The sequence below is a fragment of the Myxococcus sp. CA033 genome (assembly GCF_013336625.1).
Classification (GTDB): Bacteria; Myxococcota; Myxococcia; order Myxococcales; family Myxococcaceae; genus Myxococcus; species Myxococcus llanfairpwllgwyngyllgogerychwyrndrobwllllantysiliogogogochensis.
This window is the reverse complement of the sequence record NZ_JABUMU010000019.1, coordinates 167,987-184,068: the sequence shown is the minus strand read 5'-3', so window position 1 is coordinate 184,068 and position 16,082 is coordinate 167,987. Positions and strand designations below refer to the sequence as shown.

The 16,082-nt window shown below is 71.2% G+C and carries 9 protein-coding genes; 4 read left to right on the top strand and 5 right to left on the bottom strand.

Annotated features, from left to right (window positions below):
• The first annotated feature begins 47 nt into the window (after nucleotides 1–47).
• Nucleotides 48–4,148, top strand: a complete 4,101-nt coding sequence (locus tag HUA78_RS33245) for a DUF4215 domain-containing protein (protein ID WP_371745710.1) — start codon at nucleotides 48–50, stop codon at nucleotides 4,146–4,148.
• A 103-nt stretch (nucleotides 4,149–4,251) separates the two neighbouring features.
• Nucleotides 4,252–7,944 (top strand): serine/threonine-protein kinase, encoded by a 3,693-nt coding sequence (locus HUA78_RS33240; protein ID WP_174477974.1) that lies wholly within the window; start codon nucleotides 4,252–4,254, stop codon nucleotides 7,942–7,944.
• A 10-nt stretch (nucleotides 7,945–7,954) separates the two neighbouring features.
• Here HUA78_RS33240 and HUA78_RS33235 read toward each other — a convergent pair whose 3' ends face one another.
• The 4 genes from HUA78_RS33235 to HUA78_RS33220 all read right to left on the bottom strand — a co-directional run bounded on the left by HUA78_RS33235 (nucleotide 7,955) and on the right by HUA78_RS33220 (nucleotide 11,899).
• Nucleotides 7,955–8,299, bottom strand: coding sequence for a hypothetical protein (locus HUA78_RS33235; protein ID WP_174457748.1), 345 nt, complete (start codon nucleotides 8,297–8,299; stop codon nucleotides 7,955–7,957).
• Nucleotides 8,300–8,474: 175 nt separating this feature from the next.
• A complete protein-coding gene (locus HUA78_RS33230) occupies nucleotides 8,475–10,094 on the bottom strand; it encodes a sigma 54-interacting transcriptional regulator (protein WP_174468779.1) in 1,620 nt (539 codons plus the stop codon).
• A 262-nt stretch (nucleotides 10,095–10,356) separates the two neighbouring features.
• The gene (gene infC / locus HUA78_RS33225) at nucleotides 10,357–11,010 is read right to left on the bottom strand and encodes a translation initiation factor IF-3 (RefSeq protein ID WP_371745711.1); all 654 of its coding nucleotides are present in this window, start codon (nucleotides 11,008–11,010) and stop codon (nucleotides 10,357–10,359) included.
• Between the two features lie 334 nt (nucleotides 11,011–11,344).
• Entirely contained in the window at nucleotides 11,345–11,899 is a 555-nt protein-coding gene (locus tag HUA78_RS33220) for a GNAT family N-acetyltransferase (protein WP_174457847.1), read from the bottom strand.
• Nucleotides 11,900–12,149: 250 nt separating this feature from the next.
• On the opposite strand from HUA78_RS33220, the gene HUA78_RS33215 reads away from it, so the two are divergent.
• A complete protein-coding gene (locus HUA78_RS33215; protein WP_246137903.1) occupies nucleotides 12,150–13,208 on the top strand; it encodes a nitronate monooxygenase family protein in 1,059 nt (352 codons plus the stop codon).
• Between the two features lie 105 nt (nucleotides 13,209–13,313).
• On the top strand, nucleotides 13,314–15,095 hold the full coding sequence (locus tag HUA78_RS33210; protein WP_174477973.1) for a DUF6311 domain-containing protein: 1,782 nt from the start codon (nucleotides 13,314–13,316) through the stop codon (nucleotides 15,093–15,095).
• Between the two features lie 10 nt (nucleotides 15,096–15,105).
• Here the strand turns inward: HUA78_RS33210 and HUA78_RS33205 are convergent, their stop codons facing one another.
• Nucleotides 15,106–16,002, bottom strand: coding sequence for a bestrophin family protein (locus tag HUA78_RS33205; protein ID WP_174477972.1), 897 nt, complete (start codon nucleotides 16,000–16,002; stop codon nucleotides 15,106–15,108).
• Nucleotides 16,003–16,082 lie beyond the last annotated feature (80 nt).

Sequence of the window (16,082 nt, the reverse complement as noted above, 5' to 3'; positions counted from 1 at the left end):
GACATTCCATGAACACACGTGTCCCTGACCCCCTTTGTTCCGAGCCCGTGAAGTCCTCGCGCTCGGGGCTCTCCACCGCGCTCGCGCTCGCGCTCTTCACCGCCCTCACCGGCTGCGAGCAGAACACCCCACCCCCTCCCGTCGAGGAGTCCGTCCTGGTCAGCCAGGCCGCCGAGGTCGTCGGCGACGGACGCATCCAGCCCGGCGAGGAGTGTGACGACGGCAACACAATGAGCGGTGACGGCTGTTCCGCCACCGGCACCGTCGAGGCCGGCTATCTCTGTCATGTCCCCGGACGCGCCTGCTCGCTGGCGAGCCTGTGCGGCAACACCGTCGTCAACCCGGGCGAGGCCTGCGACGACGGCGACACCGCCGCTGGCGCCAACGGCTGCACCGCCACGTGCGACCTGTCGCTGTGCGGCAACGGCGTCTTCAACAACCGCCAGTGGCCCAACTTCGACCAGGAGATCTGCGACGACGGCAATCGCACCGAGGGCGACGGCTGCAGCCGCATGTGCGAAGTGGAGCCCGGCTTCGCCTGCGCGGGAACACCCAGCCGTTGTGTGAGGGCGGGCCTCGCCTTCTTCAACACCGGCGTGGACCAGAACAACCGCCGCCTGGAGTCCGGCGCGGACCCGCACTGGTTCTACCGGGGTGGCACGACGGGTGCCGCCACGGGCGTGCGCAACGCCCAGGACTGGCCGCAGGAAATCACCACGGCCCGCTTCATGGCGGCCCCCCTGGGCGCGCCCGTGTGCGTCTACCAGGACTTCATCATCCCCTCGACGACGAACATCGCCCAGTTCCGCATGCGGCTGGCCACGTTCAACGACAACGAGTTCGACAGCGCGGCCGTCAACGGCTCGCCCTTCACGCCCACCACCGTGAGCGAGCCCGCGGGCAACTCCTGGCAGAAGAACATCATCCGGGAGTTCGGCACGACGGCGGCCTGGCGCATCGGCCTCAACCGCATCGAGCTGTGCAACGAGAACGCGCAGTCGACGCCCAACGCGTTCCGCTACCTCTTCGTGGACGCCTACGACGACCGCTGCGGCGACGGCGCGGTGTCCCTGCGTGAGGAGTGCGACGACGCCAACACCGTCAACAACGACGGCTGCAGCGCCAGCTGCGGCATCGAGCCTGGCTACGGCTGCGCCGGCGCGCCCAGCTCCTGCGCGGCGACGTGTGGCAACGGCCTGCTCAACTCGGGCGAGCAGTGCGACGACGGCAACACTACCGTCGGCGACGGCTGCAACGCGTCCTGCCGTATCGAAGCCGGCCACGCATGCCCCACTCCGGGACAGGCGTGTGTCGCCACCTGCGGCAATGGCACCATCAACCCGGGCGAGCTGTGCGATGACGGCAATGGCCTGTCCGGCGACGGCTGCTCCAACTCCTGCCGCATCGAGAGCGGCTACGAGTGCGTGGGCCAGCCGTCCAGCTGCGCTCCGCTGTGCGGCAACTCGCGACTGGACTCCGGCGAGCTGTGCGACGACGGCAACACGAACCTGGGTGACGGCTGCTCCAACGCCTGCACCCTGGAGCTGGGCTACTCCTGTCCGACCGTGGGCCAGCCCTGCGCGAAGACGTGTGGCAACGGCACGGTGAATCCGGGTGAGCAGTGCGACGACGGAAACCTGAACCCGGGCGACGGCTGCGCCACCGAGTGCCGCGTGGAGTCGGGCTACTCGTGCAGCAGGCCCTCCAACGGGCCTTCGGTGTGTGCCCCGACGTGCGGCAACGGCACGGTGGACGCCAACGAGACGTGCGACGACAACAACACCACCGCCGGTGATGGCTGCTCGCAGGGCTGCGGCGTGGAGCCAGGCTACTCCTGCTCCAACACGCCCTCCGACTGCGTCACGCTCTGCGGCGACGGCATCACCGCCGGCAGCGAGGCGTGTGACGACGGCAACATGACGGACGGCGACGGCTGCACCGCGTGCGCCGTGGATTCCGGCTACAGCTGCCCGCCCCCCGGCAACGCCTGCTTCAACACCTGCGGCAATGGCACCATCAACTCGGGCGAGACGTGCGACGACGGCAACAAGCTGAGCGGCGACGGCTGCTCCGGCATCTGCGCCCAGGAGCCGGGCTACAACTGCAGCGGCTTGCCCTCCAGCTGCGCCACCACCTGCGGCGACGGCGTCGTGGCCGGCTCCGAGGTGTGTGACGACGGCAACCTGAACAGCGGCGACACCTGCTCGCCGCGCTGCCTCTGGGCGAACGGCCAGCCCTGCGCCGCCTCCGGCGTCTGCGAGAGCGGCACCTGCAATCCCCACACGGACGTCTGCGTCACCGCCAACGTGTGCGGCAACGCGATGCTCGACAACGGGGAGCTGTGCGACGACGGCAACACCGCCAACAACGATGGTTGCTCGGCCACCTGCGCCATCGAGGCGGGCCACGGTTGCACCGGCAACCCCTCCGTCTGCGCCGTGACGTGCGGCGACGGCATCAAGGCCGGCTCGGAGGCCTGTGACGACGGCAACACGGCGGCCACCGACGGCTGCTCGGCCACGTGCACCATCGAGGCGGCCCACGGCTGCAAGAACACCGAGGTGCGGGTGTTCTTCACCCGGCAGGGCAACAGCCAGTGCACCCAGGTGACGAGCCTCGCCGAGCCGGAGCTGGCCGCGGGCGAGGTGCAGTCGCCGCTCACCGTGCCGGGCCGCTACCGCGTCGGCTACGTCTCCGGAGCGGTGAGCTACTCGGGTGGCACCAACTGGTACCCGGGCATCTTCGCCTTCAACCACACGTCGGGCACGGGCGAGCAGCGCTTCTCGCTCGGCTTCGTCCCGGCGGGGGGCCCCCCGTCCACCACCCGTGACGCCGCGATGGAGCTGGGCTTCCCGCTGCGCCGCGACTTCGACGCGGCCTCGGGTGACGTGCGACTGGCGCTCGTCGACACCGACTGCGCCTTGAACAACAACTCGGAGACCGCGGTGGCCTACCGCGTGGACTCGCTGTCCATCTGCCAGCTCATCCCCGTGCTGACGGACCCGACGCCGGGCGGCGTGTCGAACCCCGTCATCGGTGGCACCGGCTCGCCGGGCTCCACCATCAACGTCTACGTCGACGGCAGCCCCACCCCGGCGTGCACCGCCGTCGTCGACAACAACGGCCACTGGACGTGTGATTTGGGCAACATCCCCGAGGGTCCGCACTCGGTGGTCCTCACCTCCACCGAGGTGGGCGCCACGGAGACGGCTCCGCCGGTGGACATCATCATCAACAGCGGGCCGCCCGCCGCGCCCGTCATCACCGGCCCCGTGAATGGCTCCACCACGACTGACTCGACGCCGCCCCTGAGCGGCACGTCCGAGCCGGGCACCACGGTGACGGTGAGCGAGGGTGGCACGGTGCTCTGCACCGCGACCGCCGACGCCGCCGGAAACTGGAGCTGCACGCCCGCCACGCCGCTGACGGACGGTCCGCACACCATCACCGCCGTCGCCACCGAGGATGCGGGCAACCCCAGCGCGTCCTCGGCCCCGGTGACCTTCACCGTGGACACCACGCCGCCGGCCGCGCCCGTCATCACCGGCCCCGCGAACGGCTCGGTGCTGGACACGTCCACCCCGGCCATCTCCGGCACCTCCACGCCGGGCTCCACGGTGACGGTGCGCGAGGGAGACACCGTACTGTGCACGGCGACTACGAGCGCCACGGGGGCCTGGAGCTGCACGCCCGCCACGCCGCTGGCGGACGGCACACACGCTGTCGTCGCCAACGCCACGGACTCGACAGGCCTCACGAGCGCGCCCTCCAATGTCGACACCTTCCGCATCGACACGCAGGCGCCGGACACGTCGTTCGGCCGCGGCCCTCCGGCTCGCACCGGAGACCCGGAGGCTCCGTTCGCGTACGCCTCCAACGAGGGCAGCGTGACGTACGAGTGCAGCCTGGACGGCGGCCCCTTCATCGCCTGCCAGGAGACCTACGACGTCAACGACGGTGACCACACCCTGCGGGTGCGCGCCACCGACGAAGCCGGCAACGTGGATGCCTCCCCCGCCGAGTACCGGTGGACGGTGGTGAACACGCGCGCCTTCGCGGGCGGCGGCTGCAGCGCGGCCCCGGCGACGTCCTGGCTGCCCCTGCTGGCGCTGCTGGGTCTGCGCCTGCGCCGCAAGCAGCGCCGCTAGCGACGGTTTTCCGCCGGGGGGTCCACATCCCTTCCCCCAGTCCCCGACCCCGGGGACTCGTGGACCTCCCGGCGGATCTCCCCGTAAAACCGCGCAACCCCGTATGCTGGGGGCCGTGGACATCGCGGGGAAGAAGCAGGAGACGTTCGAGGAGGAGCTGCTCCTCGCGCTGGACGAAGGGCTCGTCTCCGCCGAGGAGGCGGCCGCCCTGCGCGAGGAGGCGCTCGGCCTGGGACGCAGTCCCCTGGAGCTCCTGAGGGAGCAGGGGCGCCTGGGCGAGCACACGCTGGCCGAGCTGCGCGAGGAGGTCTCCCGGGAGCTGGGAGGCTCCGGTGGGCAGAGCCCGCAAGAGGCCGCCACGCTGGACCCGGACACGCCCATGGTGCCCCCGCCGGCCGCCCCCGCGTCCACCGACTCACACGCGGAGCCGTCCTTCCCCGTGCCGGACTGGGACCGCTACCAGCCCGTGCGCTTCCTGGGGCAGGGCGGCATGGGGCAGGTGTTCCTGGCGTATGACCCGCTGCTGCGCCGCAACGTCGCGCTCAAGTTCGTGAAGGGCGGAGACCCGGAGCTGGCGCGCCGCTTCCTCTCCGAGGCCCGCGCCCAGGCCCGCGTGCGCCACGAGCGTGTGTGCGAGGTGTACGAGGTCGGCGAGGTGCAGGGGCGCGGCTACATCGCCATGCGCTACGTGGCCGGCCAGTCCCTGGGCCAACTGGCGCCGTCGTTGACGCCAGAGCAGAAGGTGCTGGTGCTGCGGCAGGCCGCGGAGGGAGTGCACGCCGCGCACCGCGCGGGACTGGTCCACCGGGACATCAAACCCGGCAACATCCTGGTGGAGCGCACGGAGGACGGCGACTTCGCGCCCTTCGTCATGGACTTCGGTCTGGCGCGGGACTGGCGCGAGGAGGGCGGACTGCACGGCGTGGTGATGGGCACGCCGCACTACATGGCCCCCGAGCAGGCCAAGGGCGACACGGCGCGGTTGGACCGGCGCGTGGACGTCTACGGCCTGGGCGCCACGCTGTACCTGTTGCTCACCGGACAGACGCCCTTCCAGGGCACCCGCGAGCACGACATCATCACCCGGCTCCAGACGGAGGAGCCCCGGCCGCCGCGCGCGGTGGACCGGGACATCCCCCAGGATTTGGAGGCCATCGTCCTCAAGTGCCTGGAGAAGGACCGCTCGGCCCGCTACGACTCGGCGCGAGCGCTGGCGGATGACCTGGAGCGCTTCCTTGGCGGAGAGCCGGTGCAGGCGCGGCGCGGCCTGGGCTACCGGCTGCGCAGAAAGGCGCGCAAGCACCGCGTGGCGCTGAGCGCGGGCCTGGCGGCGCTGACCGTGGTGGCGCTGGCGCTGGGGCAGGCGGTGCTGGCGCGCAGCGAGGTGGCCGAGCGTGAGCGGCTCACGCGCAGCTTCACCGAGCGCGTGGAGCGCATCGAGGCCGCCGCGCGCTACTCGTTCCTCTCGCGCCTGCACGACACGCGCGAGGACCGCACCGCCCTGCGCGCCAGCATGGACGCGCTGGAGGCCGAGGTGCGGGAGGCGGGTGAGCACGCGGTGGGCCCCGGACACTACGCGCTGGGCCGCGCGCTGTTGGCGCTGGGCGACGTGGAGGGCGCGCGCCGGAAGCTCGAGTCCGCGTGGGAGCATGGCTACCGCGAGCCTCGCGCGGCCTGGGCCCTGGCGCTGGTGCTGGGAGACCAGTACCGCGAGAAGCTGCTGCTGGACGTCGAGCGGCGCAGTCCCGAGCAACGCGAGCTGCGCCGCCGCGAGCTGGAGCAGCGCTATCGGGACCCGGCGCTGGCGTACCTGCGTCAGGCCGAGGGTCCGGATGTCCCGGCGCCGCCGCTGTACGTGAAGGCCCTGTTCGCCTTCCACGAGGGGCGCCACGAGGAGGCGCTGGCGCACCTGGAGGCGATGAGCCACACCCAGCCCTGGTTCTACGAGGCGCCGCTGCTGCGCGGAGACGTGTACCTGGCGCGCGCCATGGGGCGCTGGCACCAGGGCGACGGCGTGGGCTCGCAGGCGGACCTGGAGGCCGGACGGCGCGCGTACGCGGCGGCCATCGCCACGGCGGAGAGTCAGCCCGACGGCCACTACGCCCTGGGGCGACTGGAGCTGGCCGCGCTCGTGATGGAGCTGTACGGCGCGGGCAACGTGCTGCCGCCCTACCAGCGGGGCCTGGAGTCGCTGGACTACGCGCTCACGGCCGCGCCGGACCATCACCGCTCGCTCATCGTGCGCTCGCGGCTGTACCGGCGCCTGGGCGAGCAGCACTCCAACCAGAACACCGACGACGTGGAGATGCTGTTCGGCAAGGCCATCGACGCGGCCCAGGCCGCGCTGAAGCTTGCGCCCCCGAGCGACCGCGTCACGCTGGAGCTGGCCATCATCCACCGGCTGTGGGCCCGCCACCGCCAGCGGCTGTCGCAGGACCCGCGCGAGCAGCTCGGCCTCTCCATCGACGCCCTGGAGCGGCTGGGCCCCGAGGAGCGCGACTATGCCTTCCACGCCAACCTGGGCCTGACGCACCAGGTGTGGGCCGACTACGAGAGCGAGCACGGGGAGGATTCGCTCGTCCACCAGGGCAAGGCCATCGACGCGTACCTCGCCGCCATCCGCGTGAGGGAGAACCAGGCGGACGCGTGGATCAACCTCGGCAATTCCTATCGCGCGCGGGCGGCCATCCCCAGCGCCCCGGACGCCTCGGGAGATTTGACGCGGGCGATGGAGGCCATCGAGCGCGCGCTCACGCTCAACCCGCGCAACGTCATGGCCTGCTTCCAGGGCGCGGACGTCTCCGAGCAGCTGGCGCGCTGGCGACAGGAGCACGGGCAGGACCCGGAGCCGGACCTGGAGCGGGCGCTGGCGCTCTACCGGCAGGGCCGGGACATCAACCCCAAGCTGCCACAGCTCCACAACGGCCTGGGCGCCGCGCTCCTCGCGCAGGCCGAGCAGCGCTGGGAGGACGGAAAGGACGTGGGGGCGCTGCTGACCGAGGCGCGCAAGGCCTTCGAGCAGGCGCGCGCCGTGGCCCCGCAGCAGGCCTTCGCCTACAACAACCTGGGCGAGGTGGAGGCGGTGCGCGCGGGCTTCCTCGTCGCGCGCGGGGACGACCCCGGCCCCAGCCTCAAGGCGGCGAAGGAGGACTACCGCCGCGCGCTGGAGCTGCTCCCTGGCGACGCGGACCTGTGGACCAACCTGGCGCGGGTGCATGTGCTGTGGGCCACCCACGCGCTGGCGCGAGGGCGCGACGTGGGCCCGGACCTGGCCCAGGCGGAGGAGGCGCTCGCCCGCGCCCGCGAGCTCAACCCGAAGCTGGCCTATGCGTGGCGCTACCAGGGCGGCGTGCTGGACGTGCGCGCCCGCGACAAGGCCCGGCGAGGCACCGCGAAGGACGAGGACTTCCAGCAGGCCGCGGAGGCGCTCGCTCACGCGGTGGAGCTGGCGCCCAGGCGGCACGAGTACGTGCTGGCGGCCGGGGAGCTGCAGCTCGCGTGGGGGCGCTGGAAGCAGTCGCAGGGAGAAGACGCGACGCCCATGCTGACGCGGGGGTTGGAGCACGTCGCGCACATCGTCGCGGCGCGGCCGGCGTGGGCGAAGGCCCTGCTGTTGCGCGCGGGACTGCGGCTCGCGCTGGCCGACAACGCGCCCACCGAGCAACAGCAGGCGTGGCGCGTGCAGGCCCGAGAGGACGCGGAGGTGGCGCTCTCGCGAAACCCCCACCTCGCGCCGGGCTGGAAGGGCAGGCCCACCTCCGACTCGGAGCTGTCGGCCCGCCCTCCCCCGCCCTGAGGCGCGGCGACTACTTCTTCTTGGGGTCTTTCGGCGGGTCGGTCGTCACGTCCAGGCCGCCCTTCTTCGTCTCGTAGTTGTTGCCCGGGCCGTGCTTCGCGTCGGGCAGAATCACCTGGAACGGGTACTTGTCCGGCGCGCACGTCAGCGTCACGCTGTTCGTGCTGTTGGAAGAAGCCAGGGTGCTGTTGTTCAGGAAGAACGGGCCGGGATTCACGAGGCACGTCCCGTCGGGGAACTTCACCTCGGCGGACACGACTCCATCCAGGGTGAACGTCACCGTGTCGCCGTGACGGACGCGGGGCTCTTCCGGGGTGGGTCCTGTTGGCTGAATCCTGATGACGATATTGTCCATGGGCCGTGGCTCCTTCTGGGGGTTGGACTGACTGACTGTCTGTGGCAACAGATTGCAGGCACCGTACCAACACGCGCCGACATGCGGCTCACTCGGAAGCACCGTCCGAGCCTGCGGTGCCGGGGAGCGATGGACGCGTCAACGACGTGTCATCCCCAGCAGCTGACGCGTCCACTCAGGCGTCCGACAGGCCCAGCTCGCGAACGCGGCGTTGCAGGGCGCGGCGGGAGACCTCCAGCCGCTGCACCATCTTGTCCAAATCCCCCTCGCACTCCTGGAAGCAGCGGGTGATTTCCTCCGGGCTCAAGTCCCGGGCGGTGCGGATGAGCGAGCTCTTGTCGATGAGGACGTAGACGGAGGGGCGCGGAATGCCGAGGAAGTCCGCGGTGGCCTTCAAGTCCCAGGAGCACGCGCGCAGGGCCTCCAGCAGCTCGTCCTCCCCGACCTCGGACGGCTTGCGCCGGGAGGACTTCGCGTCGGCGGCGTCGGGCTGGCCCGAGGTGGGCGCGGTCAGCACCTTGCCCGGCACGGGCAGCGACTCCGCATCCAGCGTCTGCTCCAGCCGCGAGTCCACGCGCAGGCCCGGCAGGCCCCGGCTGCCGATGATGAGCTGCCGGGTGATGTTGCGCAGCTGCCGGACGTTGCCGGGCCACGCGTAGCGCACCAGCCGGACGGCGACGGCCGCCGGCAGCCAGGGCTGCGCGCGCGGGTCGGTGGAAGCCAGCCGCCACGTCTCGCCCGTCGTCTCCAGCTCCTGGCGCGCGAAGTGGAGGAACAACAGGCCAATGTCCTCGCGCCGCTCGCGCAGCGGGGGCACCCGCAGCTCGAAGCCCGCCAGCCGGTGCAGGAGCGGCGCCTTGAACAGGCGCTCCTCGATGCGCGCCTCGAGATTCGAATCCGTGGCGGCGACGAGCCGCACGTCCACGGGCACCGGCGTGTGGCCGCCCACCGGATACACCTCGCCTGTCTCCAGCACGCGCAAGAGCGCCGCCTGCACCTCGGCGGGCGCTTCCCCCACCTCATCCAGGAACAGGGTGCCGCCGTGCGCGGCGCGGAAGAAGCCCTCGCGATCTCTACTGGCGCCCGTGTACGCGCCGCGCTGCGCGCCGAACAGCTCCGCGGCCACCAGCTCCTTGGAGAGCGCGCCCAGGTTGACGCTGACGAAGGGCCCCGAGCGACGCGGGCCCTGCTCGTGGATGGCGCGCGCCACCAGCTCCTTGCCCGTGCCCGTCTCGCCCCGGATGAGCACCGGCACCTGGAGGTCCGCCACCCGCAGGATGTCCTCGCGAAGCTGCCGGATGCCCTCGCCCTGCCCCACCAGCCCCAGGTCCTTGTGGGAGACCACGTCCCCACCCGAGGAGGCCAGGTGCAGCAGCAGCACCACGCGCTCGGCCAGCACCAGCGGCACGCCGGCGACCAGCTCCTCGTGGGTGAACTCCCGGCCTCCGGCGACGGACTCCCCGGCCACGCAGACCTGGGTGCCATCCTCCGGCACCAGCAGGCGCAGGCCGCCATGGGAGCCCGGCTCGAACAGCACCGGCGTCCGGCTGAGAAAGGGGTCTCCCAGGGGCAGCGCCAGCAGTCCTCCCGGGCGGGAGAAGTCCGGCGCGTTGCGCGACAGCGCCGCCGTCCGGCCCACGCTGGCGAGCACCTCCAGCAACAGCCGCTCACCGATGCGCTGGGGATGGGGATGCGACACGACCGTCAAGGCCGGCACACTCCGCGGGGCCTGCGCGGACTTGCCCTTCGTATGGACGGCGGTCGTCGACATGTCGGCGGCGAGCTTTTGCTGCATGGGCTGGTTCGATTTCCAGGTGCTTCCAACCTATCAGCGTACACCGGCCCGGCGCGGGGAGATCGGCCGAGGCGACTCAACCGTCAGCGAAGCTACGCTCACGGGAGCAGGCCCTCGCCAGCTCGCCAGCCAGCGGCCTCACGTGTGGGCCGCTGACGTCATCGCTCCCCATCACCTCATTCCAGGGAGGCTGAAAGGGACGCGGCCCTGAGAGGCCCCCCACGCGGTGGAGATTGTCCACCGCGTGCGGGGGCTGTGGGTCTCAGGCCGTCGGGCCCGTCGTGTCCGACGGGGGAGGCGCCGCGGGGCTGGCGCTCTCTTCGGGCGTGGTGCCCGTGGCGGTCGCCGCGGGCTTCTCAGAAGAGGCCGGGGAGGGGGTCGACGGCCGCTTGGGGCCGGCCGCGGCGCGGGCCTGCTCACGGGCACGCTGGGCGATCTTCGGCGTGGGCGCGAGAATCATGAACATCAAGCGCCCTTCCATGCGCGGGGCCTGCTCCACCACCGCGACGTCCTTCAGGTCCTTCGCCACGTCGTCGAGGATGGCGGTGCCCTGCTCCTTGTGCGTGATTTCACGCCCGCGGAACTGGATGACCACCTTCGCCTTGTTGCCATCTTCGATGAAGCCGCGGGTGTTGCGGACCTTGAACTCGTAGTCGTGGTCCTCCGTCTTGGGACGGAGCTTCACTTCCTTGAGGTGGACGATGAGCTGGGCGCGCTTGGCTTCCGCGGCCTTCTTCTTCTCCTCGTACTTGAACTTGCCGTAGTCCATGATCTTGCAGACTGGCGGCTGAGCCATCGGACTGACCTCGACCAGGTCGAGCCCTTCCGAGCGGGCCTTGTCGAGCGCGGCCTCGAGCGGCATGACTCCGAGCTGTGAGCCATCGGAGCCGACCACCCGGACTTCACGGGCGCGGATGCGGCGATTGGTTCTCTGGTCGCGGCTCCCGCCGCGGCTGCCTCTTTGATCACGAAGAATGTGACGCTCCTGCGAAAGGGTGGAAGGACCTGCTGCCCCAAGGGTGGGCAGGTCACTGAGTTACGGCATGGGGTGGGTCGATGCGTACGGCGGGCGGCCCGCCCCTCTGACACTCGCGCACGGTGCGGCCTCTCCGTGCGACACTTCGAATCTAATCGCCCCCTTGCCCCGTGAGAAAGGGAGCAAGCGGGAAGACACGTCCCAGGGGCGAGGACTAGCCCACCGGCGGACATAACACCAGGGCCCCTTCCTTGCCCCGGAATCCCACCCTGGGTCAGCCATTGGACGAAGCGCGGCGGGCCCGCCACGCGTCCCGGCCCTGGCCCCAGAGTTCCACGAGGGAGCTCTCCATGGGGGCGGGGAGCTTGCCGGGGCCGCGCAGGCTCGAGCCCAGGCGGCGGGCCACCTGCTGGGAGCCGGTGTTGTCCGGGGCGATGGAGTGGATGATGTCCGTCCAGCCCAGGTGGTCGAAGGCCCAGTCCATGGCGGCCGAGGCGGCCTCGGTGGCGTAGCCCCTGCCCCAGGTCTCCCGCAGCAGGGCCCAGCCGACCTCCGTGCCCGGCCACCCTTCCGGCTGCCAGGGGCCCACCCGGCCCACCCACCTGCCCGTGGAGCGCTCCAGCACGGAGAACATGCCAAAGCCCTGGAGCGCCCAGCTCCCCGCCATGGAGCTCATGGCCCGCCAGACGACGGAGCGGGGCTGGAGGCCACCGATGTGGCGCGAGGAGTCGGGGTCGGCCATCAGGGCCACGAAGCCCTCGAAGTCCTCCCGTGCCGTCGGGCGCAGGATGAGGCGCGCGGTTTCAAGCGTCGGTCCCGGTGCTTGCATCATCAAGTTCCTTTGGAGAATCGAGCGGCGCGGCAGGGTTGCACCCGCCCCCCGCCGGGGCAAGCGCTCGTTGCCCCGTGGCAGGCGCCCTCGCCACAAGCGCGGCTTCTCCTCGCGGTTATCCGGAAAAGACCCCGAGCGCCCGCCTGTCCGGACATCGGGTCGCGGGGCAGGCCCCTCGTCGCTAGGACAGCGGCGCACACGACGGCGCGAGGGCCTTCCCATGTGGACCGAGACACGAGTGGCACGGATGCTTGGAACCCGGCTCCCCCTCATCCAGGGGCCGTTTGGCGGAGGCATGTCGTCGACGCGGCTGGCGGCGGCGGTGTCCGAGGCGGGAGGGCTGGGCTCGTTCGGCGCGCACCACTTGAGCGCGTCGCACATCGAGGACACCGTCCGGGAGCTGCGGGGGCTCACCTCGCGGCCGTTCGCCATCAACCTGTGGGTCCCGCTGGAAGGGGAGCGGGAGCTGCGCCCCACGCCGGAGGAGTTCCAGGCGAACGTCGCCCGGCTGAAGCCCTGGTACGACGAGCTGGGCCTGCCCGCGCCCACTTACCCCAGCGCCTTCTCCCAGGACTACGACGCGCAGCTTGACGCGGTGCTCGCGCTCAAGCCGCCGGTGTTCAGCTTCATCTTCGGCATCCCCTCGGCGCGCATCCTGGAGGCGTGCCGGGCCTCCGGAATCCTCACGGTGGGGACGGCGACGAACGTGGACGAGGGGCTCGCGCTGGAGCGCGCGGGGGTGGACCTCATCGTCGCGTCGGGCAGCGAGGCGGGTGGACACCGGGCCTCGTTCCTCAGGCCCGCGGACGAGTCTCCCGCGACGACGGCGCTGGTGCCTCAGTTGGTGGACCGGGTGCGCACGCCCGTCATCGCCTCGGGTGGCATCGCCGACGGCAGGTCGGTGGCCACGGCCCTGGCGCTGGGAGCCGAGGGCGTCCAGGTGGGCACGGCCTTCCTCGCATGCGAGGAGTCCAACGCCAGTGACGTCTATCGCAAGGCGCTGCGCCAGGAGTCCGCGCGCGCCACGGTGCTGACGCGCGTCTTCTCCGGACGCTATGCGCGCGGCATCAAGAACCGCTTCCTGCGGGAGATGACGCCTCACGAACACGACGTCCCGCCCTACCCCGTGCAGAACTGGTTCACCCAGCCGCTGCGGCAGGCGGCGGCCCGTCAGGGGCGCGAAGACCTCCTGTCGCTGTGGGCGGGACAGAACGCGCCCCTCATCCGGCACTCGCGCGCGCCGGAGCTGGTCGACTTCCTGGAGAAGGACACCACCCGCGTGCTGGCGCGGCTCGCGGGACTCTGAGCCGCGCGAGGCGTCGGTCCAGGAGGCGCTCGCGCCGCACGCCCTCCCTCCAAGCCCTCGCGGTGCCTTGACGGCGCGGGAAGTCCCGTGCTCAAGCACCGACGAATGTCGGACCCAAGCGCCCTCCTTCCCGCCCCACCCGAGACACCGTCGGCGCCGCTCCCCCCGTGGGAGCGCCTGCATCACGCGTGGGACGCCCTCACCCGGTGGGGCAAGGCCCAGGCGGGCCCGCTGGGAGCGGCGCTCGTCGGGCTGCTCACGTTCCTGGCGACCTTCGGACCGGGCGCGCTCGCACCCTGGCGACTCGGCTGGCTCATCCGGGACGACTTCAGTCAGCACCTGTTGGGGTGGCTCTTCTTCCGCCAGACGCCGCTCGGCCTGCCGCTGGGCGCCACGCCCAACTACCTCCATCCGCTGGGGACCTCGCTCGGGTACACGGACTCGATTCCCTGGGTGGGCTTGCTGCTGCGGCCCTTCTCCTTCGCGCTGCCCACGGACTTCCAGTACATCGGCCCGTGGATGTGTTTGTGCCTCATGCTGCAAGGCGCGTCCGCGGCGTGGGTGGCGCGGCGCATGGGCGCCTCCACGCAGCACCAGTGGTGCGTGGGTGGACTGCTGGTGCTGTCGCCCGTGCTGCTCTCGCGGATGACCTTCGCGCACGAGGCCCTGTGCGCGCACTGGCTGCTGGTGCTGCTGGTGGGGCTCCACCTGATTCCCCAGCGCGACGCGCGTGACGCGAAGCAGGCGCTGGGGATGGGCCTGTCGCTCTGTGTCTTCGCCGCGGGCGTCCACCCCGTCATCGCCGCCATGACGTTGCCGCTCGCGCTGTCGCTGTGCGCGCGAACGGCGCTGGAGCGGAAGTTTCCCTTCACCTGGCCCGCGCTCGCGGCGGTGGCCTGCTTCGCGTCCGTGCTGGGCCTCTTCTTCGCCTTCGGCTACCTGGGCACCGGCATCCCCGTGAGCGCCACGGAGTTCGGTGACTACTCCTCGGACCTGACCACGCTGTTCAACAGCATTGGCCACGGCGAGATTCGCTGGTCCCGCTTCCTGCCCCCGCTGCCCAGGAACGGCAGCCAGAACGAGGGCTTCGGCTACCTGGGCATGGGGGGCCTCGTCGCGCTCGTCATCGTGCTCGGGCTCATGGCCCGCGAGCCCCGGCGCATCCTGTCGCTGTGGCGGCGCTGGGTGCCCCTCACCGTCGTCGCCCTGGGACTGGCCTTCTTCGCCCTCTCGTGGCGCATCACCTTCCAGGGCGTGCAGGTGGCCGACGTGTCCGCGCTCTATCGCCCCGTGCTCAAGTGGGTGGAGGCGTTCCGCTCCTCGGGCCGCTTCATCTGGCCGCTGCACTACCTGCTGCTCGTGGGGGCCGCGCTCGCGCTGCCTCGGCTGGTGCGCCCGTCGCTCGCGCCCACGCTGGCGGGGCTGCTGCTGCTCATCCAGGGCCTGGACCTCAACCTGGGCGAAGGGCGCAGGGCCCACGGAGGAGGCGGCCGTTGGAACACGCTCCCGTCCCCCGCGCTCTCCGAGGCGGCGAAGGGCCGCAAGCACCTGGCGCTGTATCCGCCGCAGATGCATGACGGCTCCGGCCGGGGCTGCCGCGCGGGCCCCATGGACTTCCACCGCTGGGCCTACCGCGCGTACCGGCTGGGCCTCACCTTCAACAGCGGCTATGTCGCGCGAATCGACGACGCCAAGGCGCAGACGTACTGCCTGGGCATGGACGCCGAAATCGCCGCGGGCAAGCTGGACCCCGAGACGGTCTACCTGGTCATCCCCGTGAGGGTGCGCTGGCTCCAGAAGATTCCGGGCGCGCACTGCACGCCGGAGGACGGGCTGTGGCTGTGCGTCTACAACGAGCCGCCCGCGTCCTCCGTGTCCGGTCGCTGAAACCCCCGGCTCAGGCGGCCGGGGGGGCCTGACGCGCTGGCGGCTCGACGGGCATGAGCGCGTTCAGGTTGGCGTGGATGGTGTTGCAGATGGAGTCCAGCGGCAGGTCGTTGTCGTCGTGGCCGAAGGGGTCTTCGATTTCGACGCCGATCTCCTCGATGCCGAAGAAGATGTACGCAACGACGAACGTGGCGAGCACGGTCAGCCCACCGAAGGACTCCACCAGCGCGAAGGGCAGCGTGTAGCAGAAGACGAGCAGCGCCCGGCGCAGGTGCATCACATACGCGAAGGGGATGGGCGTCTTGCGGATGCGCTCACAGCCGCCGATGTAGTCGACGAGCAGGTGGACGTCCTGGTCCAGCTGCATCTGCACGTACTCGGAATAGAGGCCCTGGCGCCGGCCGGCATCGAGCAGCGCGCTCATCTTCCGCGCCACCGCGAACGGCACGTGCTGCGCGCGCATCACCTCCGCCACCTCGTCCGGAGGCAGCTCCTGGGCCAGGGGCCCCAGCTCCGCCTTGGTGCGCAGGAACGACGCGGACGCGAAGGGGAAGGCGGCCGTCCACCGCAGCAGCGCGGCGTAGAGGGCGGGCTCGGACTGGAGGAAGACGCCCGCGGCGCGCGCCAGGTTGCGCGTCTCGTTGACGATGCCGCCCCACAGCTTCCGCCCCTCCCAGAAGCGGTCATAGGAGGAGTTGGTGCGGAAGACGAGCAGGAGGCTCAGGGAGATTCCCGCCAGCGTGTGGACCGTGGAGGGAATCGCCACCGAGCGGACATGGGAATGGAAGATGGTGACGCCCAGCGCCCACAGGACGCAGACCATGACTCGGGCCACGATTTCGCGGACCATCGAGCCCTTGAGATAGTGGAAGTAACTCCACCAACGATGCGGATCGTACTCAACCATGGGATTCGAGGGCGTAGGCTGCCACGGCGATTGAAACGGTGCCGCAACCTTTTCGTCCAGGGGCTGCTGGTGTGTCCAGC